The organism is Arthrobacter gengyunqii (assembly GCF_023022985.1).
Classification (GTDB): Bacteria; Actinomycetota; Actinomycetes; order Actinomycetales; family Micrococcaceae; genus Arthrobacter_B; species Arthrobacter_B gengyunqii.
This window is the reverse complement of record NZ_CP095461.1, coordinates 1,804,621-1,826,686: the sequence shown is the minus strand read 5'-3', so window position 1 is coordinate 1,826,686 and position 22,066 is coordinate 1,804,621. Positions and strand designations below refer to the sequence as shown.

The 22,066-nt window shown below is 64.6% G+C and carries 19 protein-coding genes and 2 riboswitches; of the genes, 6 read left to right on the top strand and 13 right to left on the bottom strand.

Annotation, left to right across the window (positions count from 1 at the left end):
- Nucleotides 1-325 precede the first annotated feature (325 nt).
- The 3 genes from MUG94_RS08355 to MUG94_RS08345 form a co-directional block, all read right to left on the bottom strand.
- A complete protein-coding gene (locus tag MUG94_RS08355) occupies nucleotides 326-1,321 on the bottom strand; it encodes an electron transfer flavoprotein subunit alpha/FixB family protein (RefSeq protein ID WP_227907866.1) in 996 nt (331 codons plus the stop codon).
- Nucleotides 1,318-2,106 (bottom strand): electron transfer flavoprotein subunit beta/FixA family protein, encoded by a 789-nt coding sequence (locus MUG94_RS08350; protein ID WP_227907867.1) that lies wholly within the window; start codon nucleotides 2,104-2,106, stop codon nucleotides 1,318-1,320. Before MUG94_RS08350 ends, MUG94_RS08355 begins: the two co-directional genes overlap by 4 nt.
- Before the next feature lie 356 nt (nucleotides 2,107-2,462).
- Complete coding sequence (locus MUG94_RS08345) at nucleotides 2,463-4,055, bottom strand: ABC-F family ATP-binding cassette domain-containing protein (RefSeq protein WP_227907868.1); 1,593 nt, start codon at nucleotides 4,053-4,055, stop codon at nucleotides 2,463-2,465.
- A 224-nt stretch (nucleotides 4,056-4,279) separates the two neighbouring features.
- Here MUG94_RS08345 and MUG94_RS08340 point away from each other — a divergent pair, with 224 nt between their 5' ends.
- Together MUG94_RS08340 and MUG94_RS08335 are read left to right on the top strand one after the other, a co-directional pair.
- A complete protein-coding gene (locus MUG94_RS08340) occupies nucleotides 4,280-5,101 on the top strand; it encodes an SMP-30/gluconolactonase/LRE family protein (RefSeq protein ID WP_227889709.1) in 822 nt (273 codons plus the stop codon).
- Nucleotides 5,102-5,219: 118 nt separating this feature from the next.
- Nucleotides 5,220-5,801, top strand: a complete 582-nt coding sequence (locus MUG94_RS08335) for a TetR/AcrR family transcriptional regulator (RefSeq protein WP_227907869.1) — start codon at nucleotides 5,220-5,222, stop codon at nucleotides 5,799-5,801.
- Between the two features lie 12 nt (nucleotides 5,802-5,813).
- Here the strand turns inward: MUG94_RS08335 and MUG94_RS08330 are convergent, their stop codons facing one another.
- The 7 genes from MUG94_RS08330 to MUG94_RS08300 form a co-directional block, all read right to left on the bottom strand.
- Nucleotides 5,814-6,050 (bottom strand): hypothetical protein, encoded by a 237-nt coding sequence (locus MUG94_RS08330; protein WP_227907870.1) that lies wholly within the window; start codon nucleotides 6,048-6,050, stop codon nucleotides 5,814-5,816.
- Between the two features lie 723 nt (nucleotides 6,051-6,773).
- Nucleotides 6,774-8,057, bottom strand: a complete 1,284-nt coding sequence (locus MUG94_RS08325; RefSeq protein ID WP_227889706.1) for an acyl-CoA dehydrogenase family protein — start codon at nucleotides 8,055-8,057, stop codon at nucleotides 6,774-6,776.
- 147 nt (nucleotides 8,058-8,204) lie between these two features.
- Nucleotides 8,205-9,440 carry a cobalamin-independent methionine synthase II family protein gene (locus tag MUG94_RS08320; protein ID WP_227907871.1) on the bottom strand — a complete coding sequence of 412 codons (1,236 nt, stop codon included), beginning with the start codon at nucleotides 9,438-9,440 and terminating at the stop codon, nucleotides 8,205-8,207.
- A gap of 8 nt (nucleotides 9,441-9,448) precedes the next feature.
- Nucleotides 9,449-9,545, bottom strand: a riboswitch (SAM riboswitch).
- Between the two features lie 247 nt (nucleotides 9,546-9,792).
- Complete coding sequence (locus tag MUG94_RS08315; RefSeq protein WP_227889704.1) at nucleotides 9,793-10,125, bottom strand: histone-like nucleoid-structuring protein Lsr2; 333 nt, start codon at nucleotides 10,123-10,125, stop codon at nucleotides 9,793-9,795.
- A 164-nt stretch (nucleotides 10,126-10,289) separates the two neighbouring features.
- Nucleotides 10,290-11,798 carry an MDR family MFS transporter gene (locus tag MUG94_RS08310; RefSeq protein ID WP_423724349.1) on the bottom strand — a complete coding sequence of 503 codons (1,509 nt, stop codon included), beginning with the start codon at nucleotides 11,796-11,798 and terminating at the stop codon, nucleotides 10,290-10,292.
- Between the two features lie 115 nt (nucleotides 11,799-11,913).
- Entirely contained in the window at nucleotides 11,914-14,424 is a 2,511-nt protein-coding gene (locus tag MUG94_RS08305; protein WP_227907872.1) for an ABC transporter permease, read from the bottom strand.
- 2 nt (nucleotides 14,425-14,426) lie between these two features.
- Nucleotides 14,427-15,182 (bottom strand): ABC transporter ATP-binding protein, encoded by a 756-nt coding sequence (locus MUG94_RS08300; protein ID WP_227907873.1) that lies wholly within the window; start codon nucleotides 15,180-15,182, stop codon nucleotides 14,427-14,429.
- 163 nt (nucleotides 15,183-15,345) lie between these two features.
- Here MUG94_RS08300 and MUG94_RS08295 point away from each other — a divergent pair, with 163 nt between their 5' ends.
- The 4 genes from MUG94_RS08295 to MUG94_RS08280 all read left to right on the top strand — a co-directional run bounded on the left by MUG94_RS08295 (nucleotide 15,346) and on the right by MUG94_RS08280 (nucleotide 19,323).
- On the top strand, nucleotides 15,346-16,644 hold the full coding sequence (locus tag MUG94_RS08295; RefSeq protein WP_227907874.1) for a sensor histidine kinase: 1,299 nt from the start codon (nucleotides 15,346-15,348) through the stop codon (nucleotides 16,642-16,644).
- Complete coding sequence (locus MUG94_RS08290; protein ID WP_227889700.1) at nucleotides 16,632-17,276, top strand: response regulator; 645 nt, start codon at nucleotides 16,632-16,634, stop codon at nucleotides 17,274-17,276. Before MUG94_RS08295 ends, MUG94_RS08290 begins: the two co-directional genes overlap by 13 nt.
- 231 nt (nucleotides 17,277-17,507) lie before the next feature.
- A complete protein-coding gene (locus MUG94_RS08285) occupies nucleotides 17,508-18,119 on the top strand; it encodes a hypothetical protein (protein ID WP_227889699.1) in 612 nt (203 codons plus the stop codon).
- 167 nt (nucleotides 18,120-18,286) lie between these two features.
- A riboswitch (cyclic di-AMP (ydaO/yuaA leader) is annotated at nucleotides 18,287-18,440 on the top strand.
- Nucleotides 18,441-18,444: 4 nt separating this feature from the next.
- The gene (locus tag MUG94_RS08280) at nucleotides 18,445-19,323 is read left to right on the top strand and encodes a C40 family peptidase (RefSeq protein WP_227907875.1); all 879 of its coding nucleotides are present in this window, start codon (nucleotides 18,445-18,447) and stop codon (nucleotides 19,321-19,323) included.
- 155 nt (nucleotides 19,324-19,478) lie between these two features.
- On the opposite strand, the gene MUG94_RS08275 is transcribed toward MUG94_RS08280, so the two are convergent.
- The 3 genes from MUG94_RS08275 to MUG94_RS08265 are packed head-to-tail and all read right to left on the bottom strand — an operon-like array spanning nucleotide 19,479 to nucleotide 22,041.
- Nucleotides 19,479-19,985 (bottom strand): hypothetical protein, encoded by a 507-nt coding sequence (locus MUG94_RS08275; RefSeq protein ID WP_227907876.1) that lies wholly within the window; start codon nucleotides 19,983-19,985, stop codon nucleotides 19,479-19,481.
- Between the two features lie 56 nt (nucleotides 19,986-20,041).
- Complete coding sequence (locus tag MUG94_RS08270; RefSeq protein ID WP_227907877.1) at nucleotides 20,042-21,376, bottom strand: sensor histidine kinase; 1,335 nt, start codon at nucleotides 21,374-21,376, stop codon at nucleotides 20,042-20,044.
- A complete protein-coding gene (locus MUG94_RS08265) occupies nucleotides 21,373-22,041 on the bottom strand; it encodes a response regulator transcription factor (RefSeq protein WP_227889695.1) in 669 nt (222 codons plus the stop codon). Before MUG94_RS08265 ends, MUG94_RS08270 begins: the two co-directional genes overlap by 4 nt.
- Nucleotides 22,042-22,066 lie beyond the last annotated feature (25 nt).

The window sequence follows — 22,066 nt, the reverse complement described above, 5'->3', positions numbered from 1 at the left end:
CCCGCAGGGGGTGTCGACGCTGCCGCTGATGCCGGCCGGCCAGCAGCAGGATCGGCTGCCGAAGCAGTCGCGCCAGGGCGCGGCAGTCCCTGCCGACGGCCGGCGGGCTTGGGCGCAGGCGCGGGAGCCGGCCCGGAAGCAGGTGCGGATGCCTGAGCGTCGACGTTGGCTACTGCCCCTGAGGACGCAGCTTGAGTCGATGCAGCTTCATCCGGCGCAGCTTGATTCGAGACCGATTCGTCCGGCGAAGACGCCGGCTTAGCCGCCGCCCCCGGACCTGCACCAGCACCTGCACCTGCACCGGGAACCCGCGGCAGCCCCTGCCTTACCAAGTAGCTCCCCGTTTCGCTTCGATCGCCTTCACGAGCTGCGGCACAACTGTGAACAGATCGCCCACCACGCCGAAGTCGGCAATTTCAAAGATGGGGGCATCGGCGTCCTTGTTGATCGCGACAATGGTTTTGGCGGTCTGCATGCCGGCGCGGTGCTGGATGGCTCCGGAGATGCCAAGCGCGATGTAAAGCTGCGGAGCAACAGTCACTCCGGTCTGTCCCACCTGGGATGTCTGCGGCACGTAGCCGGCGTCCACGGCCGCACGGGAGGCTCCGATGGCTCCGCCGAGGGCGTCGGCCAGATCCTCGACGAGGGCGAAGTTCTCGATTGATCCCAGGCCGCGGCCGCCGGAAACAACAACCTCTGCGCCGCGGAGCTCCGGCCGCGCCGAAACGACGGATGTCTCCTCGTAACTGGTTATGACGCCGTCGGGCACACCGGATGACCGCACGGCGAGCAGCTCAATGCCGGCGTCTTTCGCCTCGGCACGGACGCTGGAGGAGCCCTGGCGGAGAGTGATGACGAGGGTTCCGGCCGTTGCTGCGGAATCGACCGAATAGGCTCCCCCGTAGACCGAGTGATGGGCAACGATGCCCTCCTCGTCACGGGACACCCCTACGGCATCCGCTGCCAGCGCGGAACCGGAACGCGCAGCAAAGCGTGCGGCAACGTCCCGGGACTGGATGGAATTGGAGACCAGTACTGCCTCCGGGCTGACCGCCGCGGCAGCCGCGCTCAACGCGTCTACCTGCGGAGAAACCATGGCGGTGGCAAGTTCGTCGGATTCAGCGATCAGAACATGCGCCGCGCCAAGGGCAGCCAACTCCGTGCCCAGCAGGTCAGCGCTGCCGGGGGCTGCGACGGCGAGCACAACGGGGGTGCCGATCGTTGAGGCGGCGCCGATTACTTCGGCTGCGCTGGAACGGAGCTTCCCCGACGGCGTAACATCGACGAGCACGAGAACGGAGTCAGTGGGGTAGCCGGTCATTCTGCGCGTCCTTTGATGAGCTGGTTCTGGGTGAGGAAATCGGCGATCTGCTGGCCGGCGTCGCCGTCGTCTTCAATCTTGATGCCGGCCGCGCGCGCCGGACGCTCCGTCACGGCAACAACGATGGACCGGTTGGCCGACTCGTCCGCAGTGAGGCCGAGGTCCGCCAGGGAAAGGGTGTCGAACGGCTTCTTCTTCGCCGCCATGATCCCCTTGAAGTTCGAGAAGCGGGCGTCGGGCAGTGCTTCGGTAATCGAGATCAGCGCGGGAAGGGCGGCCTGCACCTCGAAGGTCCCTGATTCGATGTTCCTGCGCCCGGCCACACCGGCATCGGTGATCTCGACCGAACTGAGGGAGGTCACTCCGGCAACGCCCAGCAGTTCCGCGATCATTGACGGAAGGGCACCGCCGCCGCCGTCGGTGGAAATGTTGCCGGCGATGACCAGATCGAATCCGATGTGCCTGATGGCCGCAGCGAGCACCTCGGCCGTCAGCGTCATGTCCGCGCCCAGCAGTGCATCATCGTGCACGTGCACGGCACGGTCGGCGCCCATCGCCAATCCCTTGCGCAGGCTGGCCGGCACCGTTGCCGGCCCCACCGCGAGCAGGACCACCTCGGCATCCTTGCTGCTGTCGCTGTGCGTCAGCGCAACCTCGAGCGCACGCTCGTTTATTTCGTCGAGCACCAGTTCACTGCCTGCCCGGTCCAGGAGACCGGTCTCCAGATTGAGGGTGCGGTTCCCCCAAGTATCCGGAACCTCTTTCATCAGCACGATAATTCTCATCTTTTCCCTCTCGCATCGTCGTCAACGACTCCGTGTTGAAGGCCTTTGAGACCTCAGTCACCGTTCGGCAGACGTTGCCGCGATCGTATCGCAGACGAGCGGATTCGTTGTGATCCACGCCATATGCTCCCCTCCGGCGCAGCGAACACTCCAGGTGGCGGCCGCCGCGATACCGGGAGCCGTGATGTTTCGGCGGAAGGCGTGTGGTGCCCGGCCCGGAAATCCGCGTAATAACTGTCACCGGGCGCTCGCCGGCGTAAGGTACGGCGGCGTCAGGTCAGTCTGAGGGCATGACAAAAGCCCTGCCGGCGACGGGGCCGGCAGGGCTGAGGGGTGAGGGGTGTCGGGCGCCCGGCTTAGGCGACCCGGAGGTCGATTTCTCCCGGCTGGGCACCGTCCGCGCCGAAAACCAGATGCCGGTTGGCGATTTTGTCGGTGAAGAACCGGTCGTGGCTGACCACCACCACTGCACCCGGGAAGTGCAGCAGCGCCCGCTCCATGACCTGGGTGCTGGAGAGGTCCAGATGGTTGGTGGGCTCATCCAGCAGCAGCACCGAGGCACCGGAAAGCAGGCACTGGGCCATGGCCACCCGGGCCTTCTGCCCGCCGGAGAGGTTGCCGATTTTCTGCTTGAGGTCCGCTTCCGAGAATTGGAACATGGTCAGGAACCGGTTCACTGATTTCTTAGTGGCCGTCAGGGCCAGGCTGTCCGGCATGGCGTTGACCGAGTGGGTGACGGTGTCGTCGTCGTCGAGCTCCGCCAGCACCTGGTTGTAGGAGACCATTTTTGCCCCGTTCGCCCAGGCGACCTTGCCGGCGTCGGCCTTTTCCTCACCCGTCAGCACACGCAGCAGCGTGGTCTTGCCGCTGCCGTTGGAGCCGAGGACCACCAAGCGGTCGCCCCGCCGGATCTCGAAACTCAGGTCCTGAAAGAGCGTCTTGTCGCCGTACGACTTGGCCACTGACTCAACCCGGCACAGGTTGTCCTTAACGTGCAGGCCGCCGTAGATTTCCGTGATGATCTGGTCCACCGGACGCGGCGCGCGGGCCTTCTTGATCTTGGCGAGCTTGCTGCCCAGGCCGTCGCTGCCGGCCTTGGCTGCTTCGCGCCGGTCAGAGATGCCCTCGGCTTCGAACGCCAGCAGCTCGGATTCGTGCACAAACTGGGACGCCAGCGCCTTGAGCCGGAACTGCTTTTGGATGACGTATTCGCCGAAGTTTCCGGGGTATTCGTGCAGGTGGTAGTTCTCCACCTCGATGATGCGGGTCACCACGGCGTCCAGGAACTTCCGGTCGTGGGAGACAACGACGGCGGCGCCGCGGAAGTCGCGGAACCACCCTTCCAGCCACTCAACGCCGGCAACATCGAGGTAGTTGGTGGGTTCGTCCAGCAGGAGCACATCCGGCACCTCAAGCAGGATCTTGGCCAGGGCGGCACGGTTGCGCCAGCCGCCGGAGAGGGCGTCGATGGGGCAGATGCGGTGTGCTTCGCTGAACCCGAGCGTGGTCAGGGCGGCATCGATCCGGCGCGGATAGTCCCAGCCGTCCAGACGGTCCATGGTTTCAAACAGCTCAGCCTGGCGGCGGATCAGTTTGTTCAGCGCCTTGGGCTCGGGATCCGTCGCAATGGACTCATCGATGGCGGCGAGCTCAGCTTCGGTGGCCTTGATTTCCACGAAGAGTGCGTCAAGCACCTCGGTGATGGTGGAGTCGCCGTTGAGCTCGGAGAACTGGGAGAAGTAGCCGATTTTCAGGCCCGGTTCCAGGCTGACCGTCCCGGAATCCGGCTGCACCTGCTCCAGGATCAGCTTCAGCAGCGTGGACTTGCCGGAACCGTTCTTGCCGATCAGTCCCACCCGGTCCTTCGGTTCCAGGCGGAAGAAGGCCTCGCGCAGGATCTGCGTCTTGTCGAAGCCAACGTTGACGTCCTGCAGCCGGATCAGGCTCATTCGGGGGTGTCCTCTCGGGAGTGGAAACTGGCGAACGGTGCCGGGGCCGGGAAGGCCGTGCGGCGGATGTGGCCCGTTAGCCAGCCACTCATCCTATCCGCTGCGGGGCATGCCGCCGGTTTCGGGGAAGTCAGCTGCAGCCGTGCCCTGTTCGCCGCCCCGCTGCAGCGGCATACTGGACATGCCATGGCAGGTCCACCGTCACGGGAGGAAAGAGGCGCGTAATGGCCGAAGTGGAAACCCTCGTATCTGGACTCGGCATGGGCGAATCGGCCCGCTGGCACGGTGGCGAGTTGTGGTTCGCCGACTGGCTGGCCGGAACAATTTCCGCTCTCGACGGGGCGGGGAATGTCCGGCGGGTTACCGGAGTGCCGTCGTCGCCCATCTGCTTTGACTGGCTGCCGGACGGACGCATGGCGGTGGTTTCGGGCAGCGACGCCGCCGTCCTCCTGGAGGTTCCCCATGCGGGCCTGGTCCCGCTGGCGGATCTGCACGGGATCTCCGAGTACCCGTGGAACGAAATTGCAGTGCATCCCACGGGCAACATGTACGTCAACGGCATCGGTTACGACTATTCCGGTGAAGCTTCCCACAACGGGGTCATCGCCCTCGTCCGGCCGGACGGTTCCACGGACCAGGTCGCCGGCGGTTTGGCCTTTCCCAACGGCATGCTGGTTACCGAGGACGGCAGCACGCTGGTGGTGGCCGAATCCAATGCCGGCTGCCTCACCGCCTTTTCCATCCACGAGGACGGAAGCCTGGGCGCCGGCTCGCTGTGGGCGGATCTGGCCGGAGGTGCCCCGGACGGCATTTGCTGGGACGGCACCGGCGGGATCTGGTTCGCCGAAGTTCCCGGTGAACGCTGTGTCCGGGTGGCGCAGGGCGGTTCCGTCCTGCAGACCATCAGCTTGGAGCAGGGCTGCTTTTCGTGCGCAGCAGGAGGCGACGACGGCGGCCTTCTGTTCATGATGACGGCACGGTGGCCCGAGGTCATGGATCCTGCCGCCGAACACACCGGCCGCGTCATGGGGCTGCGGGTGAAATAGCCGCAGGAACTCCGGATTCCGGCACTGCTACGCTGGTTGCTGATCGCTCATTTAGCGGTCGTGACGACGGGCAATATCAGCGTCGCAGACGGAACGGGCGGAAGACGGAGCAACGGCCATGACGGACACAGCACAGCGGCTGCTCTCCTCCGCCACTGCGGCCTTCGCGGCCAAAGGTTTCCACGGCACCACCACCAGGGACATCGCCTCCGGCGCCGGTGTGACCCCCGGGGCCGTGTATGTGCACCACAAGTCCAAGGAGGATCTGCTCTACAGCATTTCCAAGGTTGGACATGAGAAGACCCTGGACCTGGTGCGGACCAGTGCCGCTGCTTCAGAAGGCGGGAGTCCGGTCAGCCGGATCGCCGCCCTGGTCCGGGATTTGGCACAGTGGCAGGCGGCGAACCACACCAGCTCGCGCGTGGTGAACTTCGAGCTTCCGGCACTGAGCGAGGACCATCTGTCCGAGGTCCTGCAAATGCGTCATCAGGTGGAGGACGAATTCCGCTCCATCGTCGATGACGGTATGCAGCAGGGGGTGTTTCGCGTTCCGGATGCCAATATGGCGGTGGTTACCCTGCTTTCCCTGTGCATCGATGTGGCCCGCTGGTACCGAAGCGACGGACGGCTCAGCGCTGCGGAGATCGGTGAGCACCACAGCCTCATGGCCCTTCGGCTGCTCGGGGTCGAAGGGCGCTGAGGTAAGTAAGGCTTACCGGGACGTTGATAAGAATTTCTGGACCTTGCTTCTCAGCGCAGTTCCCATCGCATCCAAGGCGCTTTCCACATCATTAACCAGATATGACTCCGCGCCGCCCCAGTCTGATTTAACGACTGCCTCATTTAGTGTCCAGAAAGTATTTGACCGTTTGCCGTCGCTGTAAAGCTGCACTTTTTTCGTGACGAGTGCCTGGTTTCCGATGCGGATACTCTCGAAGCCTTCAACCACGAACCGGGACTCCTGTGGAACGGGATGAACGGATTCCTGAAACTGAACAAAATCCGCAGACTCTCCACCGTCCCTCAGGAGCCTTGTCAACACGCCGTGAGCGGCGTAACTCGGGCCGCCTGGTCCAGGCGGCCCGCGGATGCGGGGCAGGCGGCTTGCTCAAGTCTGGTCTGTGCAGCAGGATCTCCTCGCCATTCTCGGTGTAAGAGAACCGCGTCCAGTCCCCTCCCTCGAACCACGTCGTTTGGATAGGAGACGAATTGTCCCCGTCAGGGGTTTGGAAGAAGGGGCGGGTAGTTAATTCCGAAGCCGTCGAACATCGAACCAAGATGCCGGAAATTGGAAGAGACATTCCGGAGCGGCCAGCCAGAGAGCCCAGTTCAGTAGACACAGACACTCCCCTAGTCTTGGCAGCATTTCGTTGCTGGGAGGTTGTGCGGCTGGGAGGTGTTGATGGTTGCAAGGCGCGTGTTTTTTCGGATTATATCCAGAAACTTTTATATCAATTGATATAAGTGGATACGAAGCGGAGGCCATTCGCCTGCCTACACTCGAAATTGCCACTTCAACAGCTCTGTGCAAGTGGGCTGCCCCCTGCACACAATTCGGAATGCAGGGGAGGGCGGCGCCTTCAGCGCCGCCCTCCCCGTCGGTCTTCCTCTGTCGCCTCCCCGGTACGACTGCCCGTTACGACTGCCCGTTACTGCTCCCCCGGGGTGCCGGCTACGCGAACGCCGAGAACCCGGTGATGTGCCGCCCCAGGATCAGGGACTGCATGCTGTCAGTGCCCTCATAGGTGAAGACAACTTCCATATCGGTGAGGTGCCGGGCAACATGGTTCTCCAGCAGCAGCCCGTTGCCGCCCATAATGTCCCGCGCCTCCGAGCAGATCCAGCGGCCCTGGCGTGCCGCAAACATTTTGGCCATTGACGCCATCGGCCCGGTCATATTGCCCTCGTCCGCCAGCTCGTTCAGGCGGAAACACGTCAGTTTGATGGCGGTCAGCTGGGCCAGCATGTTGGCCAGCTTGTTCTGCACCAGCTGGAACCGGCCAATTTCCTTCCCGAACTGCACACGGGTCTTGGCGTAGGCCACGGCAATTTCGTAGGCCGCAACGGCATGGCCCAGCGCCTCCCACGCCACTCCCCCACGGGTGGCCGCCAGCACCTTGTTGACGTCCTTGAAGGAGTTGCAGTTCTCCAGCCGGTTTTCCGCCGGAATACGAAGGTTCTCGATGATGATGTTCGGCTGCAGGACGGCTCGCTTGCCGATCTTTCCGGTGATGACCTCAGCACTGTAACCGGCCGGGTGATTACCTTCAGCATCCTTTTCCATGACAAAGCCCTTGACGGCACCGTCTGCTTCATCCCGGGCGTAAATGATGACGACGTCGGCGAAGCTCGCGTTGCCGATCCACCGCTTGCTGCCGTTGAGGACATATTCGTCCCCGTCGCGGCGCGCGGAGGTCTCCAGGGAGACAGAGTCGGACCCGTGTCCCGGTTCAGTCAGCGCAAAAGCTCCAATTTTCTCGAACCGGGCCATGGATGGCAGCCACCGCTGTTTCTGCTCCTCGGAGCCGAGCATGTCGATACTGCCCATGGCCAGCCCGGAATGCACGCCGAAGAACGTGTTGATGGACCCGTCGCCGCGGGCCAGCTCAGCAGCAGCGGTGGAAGCGGCAAGCCGGGTCAGCCCGGGGCAGCCGTATCCTTTGATGGTTCCCCCCGCGATGTTAAGGGCCGCGAGCTTCGGGATCAGCTCATAAGGGACTTCGGCACGCTCCCAGTAGCCATTGATAACCGGCAGCAGATCCTCGTCCACGAAGGCGCGCACGCGTCGCTGGACATCCTTGGCCTGCTCGTCAAGGAGGTTGTCCAGGAGGTACAGGTCACTGTCCACGTCCTGGACGGCCGTCGGATCGAAGCTGAAGCCGGCAGCCGCCGGATCGTCGGCTGATCCGTTCAACTCTGTGGTCTCCGGCTGGTCTGCAATTCGGATGGTCGTCATGTCGGCTCCGGCCTGTTATTCGATACTAAATGATCGTTTAGTAACCGAGTATGTCCCCGGCACAGGACGCCGTCAAGGGTTTCCGGCGAGCAGTTCCGTGGGCACAACACGCGGCCGCGCCCACGGAACTACTTGGTCCGGTTGCCCTTATCGGAGTGAAGCTCCAGCCAACAGGTTGCCTGCCGCGATGCGCGCTCCCTGACCCAGCGACTCGAGCTTCGCTGCGGCAATATCCGGGTGGATGCGTCCACCCAGGCCGCAGTCGGTGCCGGCGATGATGTTCTCACGGCCCACGAGCCCCGCGAAGCGTTCTATCCGCTGCGCCACCAGCTCCGGGTGCTCCACAACATTGGTGGCATGGGATACGACGCCGGGAATCAGGATTTTGCCCTCGGGCAGCCGCTTGCCGCGCCAGATGGCCCACTCATGCTCATGCCGGACATTGGCGGCTTCAAAGGAATAGGCTCCGGCATTGATGCCCAGCACCAGGTCAACAATGTGGTTGAACTCGATGTCGGTGGCGTGGGGTCCGTGCCACGAACCCCAGCAGACATGGAAACGGACCTGATCTTCGGGCAGCCCGCGCAGGGCGTAATTCAACGCTTCAATCCGGATCTGAGTGAAGCGGCGGTAGTCTTCCACGCTCGGCTCGGGATTGATCTGGTCCCAGTTTTCGGCGATAGACGGGTCATCAATCTGCACAACCAGTCCGGCTTCGACGATGGCCTTGTATTCTTCGCGAAGGACATCTGCCCATGCGTAGATGAATTCTTCTTCGCTTCCGTAGTAGTCATTGCCGATGCGGCTGGCGGATCCGGGTGACAGAGCTGTAATGAACCCGGTGGCGAGGTCAGCAGCTTCCAATCCTGCCTTGAGGTTCGCAATGTCGCTGGCGAGGGCTGCCTGGCCGGTATAGCTGATCGGGCCAGTGGCCGAGGGAAAGGCGGTTGCGTTCCGGCCGAGGTGAATACCGCTTTCCGGATCCGAATAGGCGGCAGCGAATCGGGTCCAGTCCCTCCTGTCCGCGAACGACGTCAACCGAACGTTGCCGGGCTCGCTGCGAACCGGTCCCGCCGTGATGGGATTGAATTCGGTGAGTTCAAGACCTGCGGTGCGCTGGAAGCTGTAGGTCCACCAGGCGCCGTAATCCAAAGCATTGGACATTGCTTTGCCGTATTCGCCGTCTCCCGGGATGGTGATGCCAAGGTTCTTTTGGCGCTGCACCAGGTCAACCACGGCGCCGGTCAGCAACGCCTCGAATTCCGGGGTCCGTTCCAGGGTGAAACCGTCGGCCGCAAAGGTGCGGGCGGCATTGGCTGCTATCAGTTCCGGTGTCCGGGGCAAGGAGCCGGCGTGGGTCGTGGGAATGTGATCATGCGTCATGGGTGTTCCTTCCATCGTTCCTGCCGTTAGCACCTTTCCGGAAAGGATGTCCGGGGGAAGCTGCAGCGTCGCGGAGGCAGGTCTCTCAGCTGCTCTGGATGGTTGTGGGTATGGCTTTATCCACTGGCAACGCGGGTGCGCCCCTTCCCCGGTGGGTGCCGGGTGCCGTGTGGAAGGGCTCACGACCCAGCATGCACGTGCCGACGCAGGAATCCCAGTGACACGTTATGTGACCGGCGGGCACCGTCATATGGCGGAATGTTGCGCGCGATGAATGACAAGCAACAATACGGCGGGAAATCGGTGGTGAGCTAACAGCCTCCGACACGTCTGAGGGACGTGTCCGGGGCTGTTAGTTTTGTGCCGAGTTGTACGCTTCGCGTATTTCCTGGCTGATGCGTCCGCGGGCGCTTGGCTTGTAACCGTTTGCAACAGCCCATTCCCGTATCTTTCGGCTGTCCTCACCGTGCGCAGTACTTTCCCGCCTTGTGCTGCGCGTGCTTGAACCGCCCCGCAGGCGGCGTCCGCTGGAGATATACGGACCCAACTTCTCGCGAAGGTCAGCCGCATGCTCCGTCGTCAGGTCGATTTCATACTGCGCACCGTCCAGGGCCAGCTTCACAGTTTCCTGTGCGTCTTCCCCGGTAAGGTCATCAATCAGAAGAACTTGTCTTTTCTGGGCCATGTGCTTGTCCCTTTTCGTGTAATTCTGAACCACCCCTGCCAGTAAGTTTAGCCGCGCAGCTTCCATAAAATAGGGTGCCGGCCACATTCGGCTATAGCAGGGCACAAGTAATTCCACGGCCGCGTGCCCGCAGGAAAGGCTGGGAATTACCGGAATTACCGCGCCTAGTGGATGGCCACGCCGTCGGGCACTTCATTGGTGGGCCGGCGCACGAAGAAGGACGCCGCCAGCGCCACCAGCGAGATAACCGCTCCCCAGAAGAATGCGGTGTGCACACCGGCGGCCGAGGCCGGGATGCCCGCTATTCCTTCATTGACCGCAGCAGTGGTGCCGGTCGTCATCAGGGTGACGAAGACAGCCGTGCCCGCAGCGCCGGCCAACTGCTGCAGCGTATTGATGATCGCGCTGCCGTGCGAGTAGAGCGACTTGTGCAGGGAACCCAGGGCCGAGGTGAACAGCGGCGTGAAGATGAATCCCAGGCCCGTGTTGAGCAGGCAGTGCAGGACGATGACCACGGGAACGGAGCTGTTCTCGTCCAGGGTCGTCATGCCCCACAGTGCACCGCTGAGCACCAGGGCTCCGGGGATCACCAGCGGACGGGGGCCGAACTTGTCGAACAGTCCTCCGACAATGGGTGACAGAATCGCCATCACGGCACCGCCGGGAAGAAGCAGCAGACCGGTGTTCAGGGTGCTGAGCCCCAGGACGTTCTGCAGGTACAGCGGCAGGACAATGAGGCAGCCGAAGAGCGCCATCATGCTCACCAGAACCAGGACGATGGCAACGACGAACGGTTTGCTCCCGAAGGTGCGCAGGTCCATCAGCGCCCGGTCCGTGCGCTGGAGGAACAGCTGGCGGAAAATAAATCCGGCCATGGCCAGGGCACCGGCGGTGAGGGGAATCCACAGCGGCATCAGGGCCTCGCCCTGGGCGGCTTCGCCGATGCTGCTCAGGCCAAAGATCAGCCCGCCGAAGGCAAAGGTGGACAGCACGATCGAGAGCACGTCAAAGGGGACCTTCTTGGGTTCGGTGAGGTTCTGCACCTTCAGCGCACCCACGACAAGGGAGAGCAGTGCGATCGGCAGGACCAGCCAGAACATCCAGCGCCAGTCCAGGGCGTTGAGGATGATGCCCGAAACGGTGGGCCCGATGGCCGGGGCGACGGCAATGACAATGGAAATGGTGCCCATCATGCGTCCGCGCCGGTGTGCCGGAACGGCGTTCAGGACGGTGGTCATCAGCAGCGGCAGCATGATCGCCGTGCCCCCGGCCTGAATGATGCGGCCGCCGAGCAGCGTGCCAAACCCCGGAGCCATGGCAGCCAGCAGCGTGCCCGCACTGAACAGCGACATGGCCGTAATAAAGAGGCCGCGCATGGAAAACCGCTGCAGCAGGAATCCTGTGGCCGGGATGACCACGGCCATGGTCAGCATGAACCCTGTGGTCAGCCACTGGGCCGTGCCCGCGGTGATGTTGAGGTCTGCCATCAGCCGCGGCAGGGCCACGCTCATGATCGTCTCATTCAGGATCACGACGAATGACGAGACGAGCAGCAACCCGATCACAGTCTTGGTGCGGGCGTCCAGGGCATCCGGCGCAGCGGTTTTGCGGGGGTTTTGTTTGCCTGGCGACGGCGGTGCGGAAGTGGCGACGGAAGACGGGTCAATACTCAAAAGGGAAGAATCCTGTTCACGGTGGTGGCGTTCAAAGCAGGTTGGGCCGGGGCCGCAATCCTATGCGGGTCCCGCTCGGGACCCGCCATCGGGCGCAACCGGCCCTTCGGTCGGTTTATTCCCGGACCGGTCGCAGCGCGGCATGGGTGGCAGCAGCGATGGAACCCAGGCCAAGCGCCGCCACCGTGCCGGCCAGTGCAAGGAAGATCCCCGGGACAATGGTCGGAAACGGCTGCCCGGAAACGTTGAAGGCAATTCCCATCAGCGGCAGCAGGGCAATGCCGCTTCCCAGTACGACGGCGGTCACCACCACCGCCAGGGCTTCCAGGCCGGTCATCCGCCGCAGTTGCCGGTCGGAAGCACCGAGGGCACGCAGGAGCATCAGCTCCGGGCGCCGCCGCGCCGTGGCCATCACCAGGCTGTTGGCCACGGATAGCCCGACATATCCCAGCAGGACCAGCAGCCCGACCACGGAAATCCAGGACTCCGAACTTCGCTCCGATGCTCCGGCCGCTCCCAGTTCCCCCGGGTCCAGCACCGTCAGCCCCAGGGCGCCGACGGCGGCAGCCACCTCACCGGCATCCGCGCCGGGTTCGGCACTGACCAGCACGTAGTCGTTCAGCCCCGCAGTGGTGTGCTGCCGCAGCGTTTCGTTGTCCACCGCCAGGTCACCGAAGCCCAGCCCGCGTTCGTAAGTCGCAACGACGACGGCGGTTGCCTCGGTTCCGTCGCCGTAGTGAAAGGCAAATCTGCCGCCCAAATCGGTGCCGGTGGACCGGGCAAGGTCGTTGCTCAGCGCCACGGTTCCGGGCTCGGCCAGCCGCGCAAGCGAACCATGGCTGACGCCGAGATTCAGTGTTGACTCGAGGTCCTGTCCGCCCAGCCCGGAGATTGCGTACGTTTCCGTGGCGTCCTCCAACCCCAGGAAGGTGGTGCGTGCAAGGACAGTTGACCGCGCCACCGGGGTTGCCGCCCGGACTCCGGGCACCGCGCCGACCCGCTCGGCCAGTTCCGCGGATATGCCGGAGACGGGAGCTGACACCAGGTAGTCGGCCACCACTGAATCCCGGGACTGCTGTGCCGCCTCGGTCTCCACGGTCGACGCCATGAACAGCTGCACGGAGCCCAGGGCTACCGCCAGTGCCAGCGGAACTATGCCGGCGGCCATCCGGCGGGGAAAGGCAGCCGCGTTGGCTTCGGCCAGGACCATGGACGCTGACGTGCTGCGGCGCAGCAGCGGACGCAGGGTCTTGAGGGCACCCGCCACGATCCACGGGCCGAGGACGCCGGCTGCGATGACCAGCAGCAGCGCGCTTCCCGCAGCCGCCGTCAGCCCTGCCAGACCGGGAACAGCCAGCGGCGTGAGAGCTGCAGCCAAGCCGGCACCCAGCAAGACCAGGCCGGTAACGGTCCGCCGCAGGCCCAGCGCATGATTCTCGGTGACGGCCTCCCGCAGCGCCGTCGTCGGCGTCGCCCGCACTGCTCCGCGGGCGGCAACCACGGAGGCGCCGGCAGCCGCGGCGGTGCTCAGCAGCACAGCTGCGAGCGCAGGGAGCGGGCTGTAGGCCAGGGCAAAGTCCGCGGGAATGATCCCGCCGACGGTAAATTGCCGTCCCAGAAGCTGCGCCAGCCAGAATCCGGGCAGCGTCCCGAGGACCGCTGCAATCCCCGCCACCAGCACCACCTCACGCACAATGAGTCCCAGGGTCTGCCCGGCACCGGCTCCCACCGCACGCAGGAGCGCGAACTCCCTGCGACGGGCCGCGATCGACAGCGACAAGGTCCCCGCAGTGACAAAGACCGCTGTCATCACGGCTGTCCCGGCCAGGGAGGTGCTCAGCAGGAACAGCATGGTCCGGCCGGCGGCGCCGCCTCGGCTTTCCGCGTCTCCGCGGCGGTCTCCGGTGTATCCGGTGACGCCGCCCACCTGAGTCTCTATGGCGGCCGCCAGCTCTTCGGGGTCTGCACCGGGGTCCGCAATCACCCCCACCGTGGTGACAGTGTCCCCGTGCGGCCACAGCGCTGCCGCTCCGGAGGAACTCAGGAAAACGGCTGGACCGCCGGACCCGGCGCCCTGACCAGCGGAGCCCTGCCCTGCCGCGCTCTGTTCGACCGCGGCGGTCCCCGTCACCGTGTAGTCCGAGGGTTCTCCACCGTGGAACAGTTCGATGCGGGAGCCTGGAGCCGCGCCGAAGGAGCCGTCCAGCACAACCTCGTCCGCTGCCCGGGGAGCCTGGCCGGAGGTCAGTGCGTAGGGCGCCAGCAACGCTGATTCCCAGCCTGCCGCCTCAAGCTGTTGTCCGTCTGCGGTGACCAGGGGAATGCTGACGTTGCCAACGGCCCGCTCCACACCGGGCACTGAACCTATGTCCGCAACCTTGTCTGCGGAAAGCAGCACCCGTTCGGCAAAGGGCACGTCCATGTTCTCCGGAACGGGCAGCGACTGCGGAGCCCCGACCACGACGTCGGCCCCGGCCAGGCGCTGCGGAGCGGTGCCACCGCGCAGCCCGGATTCAATGAGGACACCCATGGCGGTGATCAGCGCGGCACACAGGAAGACGGCGATAAAGGCACCGGCAAAACCTCCCCGGTTGTGCCGGATGGATGACAGGGCAAATGCAAACATGGTTACCGCTCCCCCAGGTAGGACACGCGTTCGGTGACATCCCGGACGCTGGCGTTGGCCAGGGCGCCGTCCAGGCGCCCGTCGGCGAGGAAGATGACGTTGTCCGCGGAGCAGGCTGCCACCGGATCGTGGGTCACCATGACCACTGTTTGCCCGAGATCGGTAACGGTGTGCCGCAGCAGGTCAAGGACCTGCCGGGCGGTGGCAGAGTCCAGGGCTCCGGTGGGTTCGTCCGCAAAGACGGCATCCGGGCGGGTAATCAGTGCCCGGGCAATCGCGGCCCGCTGCTGCTGTCCACCGGAGAGTTCCTGCGGCTTGCGCGCATCCAGGCCGCTCAGTCCCACGGCTTCCAGAATGTATTCCAGCCACTCCCGGTCAACGCTCCGGCCACCCAGCAGCAGCGGCAGCGTCACATTGCGGGCCACTGAGAGTTGGGGCAGCAGGTTATAGGACTGGAACACGAACCCGACGTGGTCCCGGCGGAAAGCTGTCAGTGCCCGCCGGCGCAGACGGGAGATGTCAGTGGATCCCAGCAGCACTCGTCCGCTGTCCGGGGTGTCGAGTCCGGCGGCGCACTGCAGCAGTGTGCTCTTGCCGGACCCGGAGGGTCCCATCACGGCGGTAAAGGTTCCGGCCGGTATAGCGAGAGACACCTCGCGCAGGGCGGGGACGCGGGCGGTTCCGGAGTGGTAGCTCCTGGACACTCCCTCCAGCTGCAGGGCAGCCGGTCCGGGAAGTTCGGTGGCATCGGCGTACATTAGCGTTCTCCTGTGTTCGGGCCGCAGCGGGTGATTGCCGCTGCACTTTTACTGTCTTCGACGCTACGGATCCGGTACGGGCAGTCCCATACAGCCACCAACCCAATCCTTGGTATAGCTGGCTATACCAAGACTGGGAGCGGGGCAGGGCATAATCAGGCAGGTGATACTTCCCGCCCGTGCCAGCTTGGAGACCCGCATCAAAGCTGCCGGCTTTCTGCTGCGCGAGGGCTGGCATTGGCTGACGTCGCTGGGACTCCTTGTGGCCGGCGTCGTACTGCTTCCTTTCCTGCCGCTGGGTGTTGGCCTGTATCCGGTTCCCCGCCTGCTGCAAACGCTGAACCTGTTGGGTGCACGGGCCCAGGCGCGCGCCGCTGCCTATACGGCCGCCGTCGTGCCCTTCGACCGCCGCAGGTTGGACGGGCGGCACACTTTTGGTGAAGTGGCGGCTCTGGTGAGCTCTCCGGAGACCAAGCGGGACGCGTCGTGGTTGTTGTTTCACTGCGCCTTTGCCCTGCTGGCCGGGTGTCTGGCCGTGGGGTTGCCGCTGGCTGCGGTGCTGTATGTGTTTGCGGCGCCGTGGTGGCCGCTGTTTCCGCCGCAGGCACCTCTTGAGCTGGCGTTTCCTGTGACGAGCTGGTTGGCCGCAGCCGCCACTGTCCTGCTGGGGGTTGCCTACGGCGTGACCGGTTGGATGCTGTTGCCCTGGCTGGCGCGGCGGCTCAGCACCGGAACGCTGGCGATCCTCTCTCCCCGCCGGTACGACGAGCTCTCCCGCCGGATCCAGGATCTGTCTGCTGCCCGCGCCAGCGCGCTGACCGCGCATGCTGCGGAGCTGCGCCGGATTGAACGGGAACTGCACGACGGCGCACAGAACCGGCTGGTGGGCGTGGTCATGATGCTCGGGCTGGCCCAGCGGGCGGCGGAGACGGACCCTGCGGCGGCGGTGCCCTTCATCGGGCGCGCCCAGGACGCCGCAACGGAAGCCCTGGCCGGGCTGCGCGAAGCCGTGCATGACATCTATCCGCCCATCCTTGATGAACTGGGTCTCGGCGGAGCCGCGTCAGCGCTGACCAGCAGGTCACCCATCCCCTGTTCCCTGGACGTGCACGGTCTGCTGCGGGCTCCGGCGGCGGTGGAATCGGCCGCTTACTTTGTGCTGGCCGAGGCCTTGACCAACGCCGCAAAACACTCTGATGCGTCGCGAATTGGTGTGGTGCTGCGCACGGAATCCGTGCCGGGCGAAGATCTGCTGGTGATCCGGGTGAACGACGACGGCCGCGGCGGCGCAGCCATTCCGCCCCGCACCGCCAGCGGCTCCGGCGTTGGAACCGGACTTGCAACCGGCACCGGACTTGCCGGGATCGCACGCCGGGCCGCTGCCTTTGGTGGCACCCTGCGAGTCACCAGTCCGTCCGGCGGACCAACCGAGCTGAGGGTCGATCTGCCATGCGACTTCTGATTGCCGAAGACGACGCGCTGCTGCGGGCGGGACTGGAGTTGCTGCTGCAGGGCGAGGGATTCGAGATTGCCGGTTCCGCGGACAACGCCGACGACCTGCTCGCTGCCTTTGAGCCCGGCACCGCGGACGGCGCTGTCCTGGATGTGAGGATGCCGCCGTCGTTCACCAATGAAGGGCTCCGGGCCGCGCTGGAATTGCGGTCTCGGGTGCCGGATTTCCCCGTCCTTGTTCTGTCCTCCTATGTTGAGGACCGTTATGCCGCCCGTCTCCTGGCCTCCGGAGCCCAGGGTGTGGGCTATCTGTTAAAGGAACGCGTGGGCAAGGTGGGTGATTTCGTGGACGGGTTGCGCCGAGTCCTGGCCGGCGGAACCGTCATGGATCCCGAAGTCATTGCCCAGTTGTTCAGCCGGCGCAGTACCCGGGACCCCGTCAGGTCGCTGACTCCGCGTGAATTCGAGGTGCTGGGGCTGGTGGCGGAAGGCCTGGGCAACGCAGCAATAGCGAAAGCCATTTCCGTTTCAGAGACCGCGGTCAGTAAACATATCGGCAACATATTCGCGAAACTGGGCCTTGCTCCGTCGGACAGCGGCCACCGCCGGGTGCTGGCCACCCTGGCCTATCTCCGGTCCTAATTCCTTCGCAGCATATGGAAACCGCGCGTTCTTTATCATTCGCTTCGAAGGATATTGTTTTGGCCTCCCCACCCCGTACACCTGCACTCTGGACAAACAAGCAGCGCCTGATGTAATGCTGATTCCCGTATTCCGCCCGCCGCAGAGGGAGGTGGGGACGGGTAGGCTAAGAGCACCGGTTCCAAGCTGATGTATTCGCGGTCCGGCACGATGACGAAGAAAGAGAAGGACATGCCTGAGGCCAAGCGAAACGATGCCGACAACATTCGCGAAGAACTCGGTTACCTCACAGTCGCGGAAATCCTTCAGCTTTGCGCCACGCAGCAGATCCTTGATCCGTCATCCACACTGATTTCCCGCAAAGTTCAGCTGGGAGCCGGAAACGTGTTTTATCCGGGCACCGTCATTGCCGTGGACAGCCAAAGCTCCTGTGTTATTGGAGAACGCAACGTGTTTTATCCCGGTGCGTTCCTCTCTGCTGAAAACGGCGGGATGCTGCTCCTCGGATCCGACATCTCCCTGGGTCCGGGCGGTGTCCAGCTCACGGCCGGGCGTGCCGATGCAGTGGCCGTAGGCGACAAGGCCCGGCTGGGCCAGGGTGCGGTTGTGTCGGGACGCTCGGTCCTGGGCTCCGGGTCCCAGATTCTCGGTGCAGTGCAGGCGGAGTCGGTAATCCTTGCCGATGGCGGGGATCACACCTCAAATCCCCCGGAAAAACGAGGGTCCATGCTCAGGGGCAGCGGCGTTGCCCGCGGGTTGAGGCTGGCTCCAGGGGACGTTATTCAGGCCTACGGGGACTTCTCATCCGCCGCCGTCGACCGCCAGCAGGATGCTTCCGCCTAGACGGTTTTGTGCCGCCGGCCACCCATACCACATAGCGGCGCCACGCACAGGCCTCTGCGACGTTCGTTACTAAATAGTTATCGCACCGTAATCATCCTTTACGGTGGATTCATGCCGTTGATTGATACGGCGTCCTTGGCTTGTTACCTAACTCTGCCGCTTGCCAAGGTCAACAATTAACACACTTCGGCAGGGGCGGGGGAACCAACTTCGGGTTCCTTTGAATCCTTGGGGTTAAGTCAGCCAAGGGATTCCTTTGGCGGACCGGATGACTCCCATCCGCATCCGACAGCTCACCTCGCAGGTATCGGGAGAGGTACTCATTTTGTCTTTCAATAACACCCGTGGACGCCACCGTGCCGAGAACAACACCGTGTTGGGCAAAGCCCGCACCATCGGCAGCGCCGCTGCCGTCATGGCTGCAGGCTCCGGCCTGATGCTGGGTCTGGCCGCTCCTGCTTCGGCAGGCGTCACATCCAACGACTCCACCGAGTCCTACAGCGCGCCGGCAGCTTTCGCAGCCCCCGCTGCAGCACCGGCCGCTCCGGCCGCCGCTCAGGCCGCATCCACCCACGTCGTCCAGTCCGGCGATACGCTGAGTGCAGTCGCCTCAACGTACGGCGTGTCCCTGACCGATATTCTGACGCAGAACGGCCTGGCGCTGGAATCCATCATCTACCCCGGTGATGTCATCACGTACGCCGGCGGCGCTGCTGTAGCACCGGCTGCTGTCTACGCGGCTCCTGCCGCTGCCGCTGAAGCCTATGCCGCACCGGTCGAAGCAGCCCCGGTCGAGGCTTCCCCGGCCGCAGCTGACTTCAGCACCTTCAGCACGCAGGCTTCCGCTGTGACGCCGGCTCCCGCCGGTGCAGCTGTTTCGGGCACGAACTCGATCATGCTGAACTCCGCCTATGCCCAGTTGGGCGCTGCCCAGGACTGCACCGTGCTGGTGGAAGTTGCCCTCCGGGCAGCAGGCCACTCGGTTGGCGACCTGGCTCCGGCACAGCTGGCAGCCTATGGCACCCCGGTTTCTGATCCCCAGCCCGGCGACATCATCTACTACGCCGACGGCGGCATGGGCTTGGCTCACATCGCCATCTACGTGGGCGACGGACAGGCCATCCACAGCGGATGGAACGGCAACCAGACTGTCCAGCAGAGCGCCAACGTCGGTTCCGGCGCTGTCTACTACCGCGTAGCCTAATCACGCAGCTGTAGCGCGCATCGAAAGGCGCGGGAAGCGAACGGACCCGCGCCGTTCGATGAATGCACAAGGGAACGCCCGGCCAGATGGCCGGGCGTTTTCTTTGTGTCTGATTGTTGTCTGTTCGTTGTCTGCCGGTGCTGTGCCGGAAGCTGTCAGGCTGCCGGAGCGTCCTGCGTGGTGTCTCCGTCCTGCTTCTGCTCTTTGCCGTGGTGACCGTCATCGCGCGTGCCGTCTTCATCGGTGCCGTGGTCCGGCTGGCCGTCGTGGTGACGGCCGCCATGTCCACGTTCAGGCGCATCCTCAGCGGTGCCGTCGTCGCCGGTGCCGTCCTCAGCGGGGCCGTCCTCGCCATCGCGCATTCCCTTGCCGGGCTTCGAACCGGAGTCCTGATCGGAATCCGTGTCTTGCTTCTGCGCGTCAGAGTCGGCGTCGGTGCCGTCGTCTTGATGGCGCTCACCCTTGCGGTGCTGCTCGTTGTCCTGACCTTGCTGATCTTCCTGCTGCTCGGTCACTGACGCCTGTTCCTGGTCCGCAGCCGTATCAGCAGTGGCCATGCCGGCGAAAAAGGAACCGACCAGCAGTGCCAGACCTCCCACGATGCCGAGAATCCACCCAAGTGGACCCCGAGCCTTGTCCCGGAAAGCCATAGTGTTACTCACCTCCGATTAGTGGATTGGTTACACCACCATTCTCGGAACTGTTTCTTCGAGATTTCTTAGACTTCCCGTCCTGTGGAGCCGGAGTGCCTCCGGGTAGCCGGCAGCCGAACCTCCAGCACTCCCCCGGTCCCATTCACCGCCGGCAGGGCACTGACGCTGCCGCCGTACCGTGCAGCAATTTCCGCTACGAGCGCCAGGCCCAGACCGTAATGCCTCGGTGCCGCTCCCGCCCCGTCGTCGCGGGGTTTCGGCTCCGCCCGGTCCCGGGCTGAGGCAAACCGTTCAAAGGCCTGCCGGCTGAACCCCGGCGGAAACCCCGGCCCGTCGTCGGAGACCCGGATAACGGCGTCCCGCCCGCTTTTCAGAACCGAGAAGCGCACCTGTGAGCGGGCATAGTCCAGGGCGTTGGCGCCGAGGGCCGTAAACACCCGCTGCAGGGCAAACTGTCCGCCGCGCACCGTCACCTCCGGGTCCGGGGCGTCCAATTCCAGTGTCAGCCCCCGCCGCGTGGCCTCAGGCTGCAGCGAACGGACGGCGGCACGTGCCAGCGACACGAGATCCACCTCTTCCAACGGCCCCGAGCGGCGCGGATCAGCAGACATCAGCAAATCCTCAAGAATGCCGGTCAGCACCTTGGTGTCATCCACCACCTCATCAGCGGCCTGGACGGCTTCTTCGCGTGCTGTCGCCGCGTCAATCTCTGCGCCGGTCTCCGCGTCAGTATGCACGTCAATCCGGGCGTCAGTCTCCGCAGCAAGCCGGCGGCGGAGCATCTGCGCGCGCATGCTCAACAGCGTCAGGGGCGTCCGCAGTTCATGGCTGGCATCGGCAACAAACCGCCGCTGCAGGGCCAGTGCTTCCGCCATGGGACGCATGGCGGCACGGGCGGCCCATGCCGAGAGAGCTCCGGCGACAACTCCTGCGGCCAGGACTGACACCACCAGCGCCAGGGATAACCTGCGCAGCTGTTCATCCGCTTCATGCGTGTCGACGGCGGCCTGAACCACGTCGCGGCCGCGGCGTGTGGTCAGGACTTCATAGCTGCGGTCCCCGTCAGTCACCGTGTCCCGGCGGGATTCACCGGTATTTGCCACGTCCGCCAGTGCCTCTTCATCGGGCAGGCCGGAGGGCATGTTGCGTGAAACAGCCAGCCGGCCGTCGTCGTACACTGCCACGAACACGTCCAGCGGAGCCTCCCGCGGAGAGTTGAACTCCACCGCCGAGACGAGGGTCTGCTCCGCGGCATCCCGGGTCTGGGCCGACACCAGCCCGTACACGAGGACCCCGGCCAGGCCCAGCAGCACCACAATCAGGGCCGTGAACTGTGCGGCCAGGCGCAGCGATGCACGCCGCAGTTCGGTTTCTTCAGAACTGCGGCGGCGCGTGCTCACGACCGCACGCCGAGCCGGTAGCCGATTCCCCGCACCGTCAGCACAATCTCCTTGCCCAGCTTGCGCCGAAGGTAATGCACATAGGTGTCCACAACGCCGTCGTCGTCCGCTTCAGGGAAGACCGTCTCGAGCAGGTCTGCCCGCGGAAAGACCTGTCCGGGGCGGCGGGCCAGATGTTCGAGCAGGGCACCCTCGCGGTCCGACAGCACCACCACTTCACCGGCCTCCGTGGTGACGGTGCGTCCGGTGGTGTCCAGCACGCCGCCGGGGACGGGCAGGACCGGAACCCGGGTTATGTTCCGGCGCCGCAGTGCCCGCAGGCGCGCCAGCAGTTCGTCAATGTCAAACGGCTTCGCAAGATAGTCTTCGGCGCCCCGGTCCAGCCCCTCGACCCGGTCCGCGGGGTTCCCCAGCGCGGAAAGGACCAGCGCGGGTGTCAGCACGCCGCGGCTGCGGAGCCGGGCCAGCACGTCCAGGCCCTCGATCGCGGGCAGCCCGCGGTCCAGCAGCAGCACATCGAAGGGGTGGGTCAAACCCTCGTGCAGTGCGCGCTGTCCGTCGAAGGCCAGCGTCACCTGATAGCCCTCCGATTTCAGGAGGTCCGCCAGCATCCGCGCCAGTTGGCGGTCATCTTCCACGACAAGAATCCGGGGGCGGTCCGTCATGCAAGAAAGTCTATTCTCCGGGCAG

What these genes read in the sequence shown, in the direction of transcription:
- MUG94_RS08355 (WP_227907866.1), bottom strand. Translation starts at nt 1,321, where the DNA reads ATGACCGGCTACCCCACTGACTCCGTTCTCGTGCTCGTCGATGTTACG.
- MUG94_RS08350 (WP_227907867.1), bottom strand. Translation starts at nt 2,106, where the DNA reads ATGAGAATTATCGTGCTGATGAAAGAGGTTCCGGATACTTGGGGGAAC.
- MUG94_RS08345 (WP_227907868.1), bottom strand. Translation starts at nt 4,055, where the DNA reads ATGAGCCTGATCCGGCTGCAGGACGTCAACGTTGGCTTCGACAAGACG.
- MUG94_RS08340 (WP_227889709.1), top strand. Translation starts at nt 4,280, where the DNA reads ATGGCCGAAGTGGAAACCCTCGTATCTGGACTCGGCATGGGCGAATCG.
- MUG94_RS08335 (WP_227907869.1), top strand. Translation starts at nt 5,220, where the DNA reads ATGACGGACACAGCACAGCGGCTGCTCTCCTCCGCCACTGCGGCCTTC.
- MUG94_RS08325 (WP_227889706.1), bottom strand. Translation starts at nt 8,057, where the DNA reads ATGACGACCATCCGAATTGCAGACCAGCCGGAGACCACAGAGTTGAAC.
- MUG94_RS08320 (WP_227907871.1), bottom strand. Translation starts at nt 9,440, where the DNA reads ATGACGCATGATCACATTCCCACGACCCACGCCGGCTCCTTGCCCCGG.
- MUG94_RS08315 (WP_227889704.1), bottom strand. Translation starts at nt 10,125, where the DNA reads ATGGCCCAGAAAAGACAAGTTCTTCTGATTGATGACCTTACCGGGGAA.
- MUG94_RS08305 (WP_227907872.1), bottom strand. Translation starts at nt 14,424, where the DNA reads ATGTTTGCATTTGCCCTGTCATCCATCCGGCACAACCGGGGAGGTTTT.
- MUG94_RS08300 (WP_227907873.1), bottom strand. Translation starts at nt 15,182, where the DNA reads ATGTACGCCGATGCCACCGAACTTCCCGGACCGGCTGCCCTGCAGCTG.
- MUG94_RS08290 (WP_227889700.1), top strand. Translation starts at nt 16,632, where the DNA reads ATGCGACTTCTGATTGCCGAAGACGACGCGCTGCTGCGGGCGGGACTG.
- MUG94_RS08285 (WP_227889699.1), top strand. Translation starts at nt 17,508, where the DNA reads ATGCCTGAGGCCAAGCGAAACGATGCCGACAACATTCGCGAAGAACTC.
- MUG94_RS08265 (WP_227889695.1), bottom strand. Translation starts at nt 22,041, where the DNA reads ATGACGGACCGCCCCCGGATTCTTGTCGTGGAAGATGACCGCCAACTG.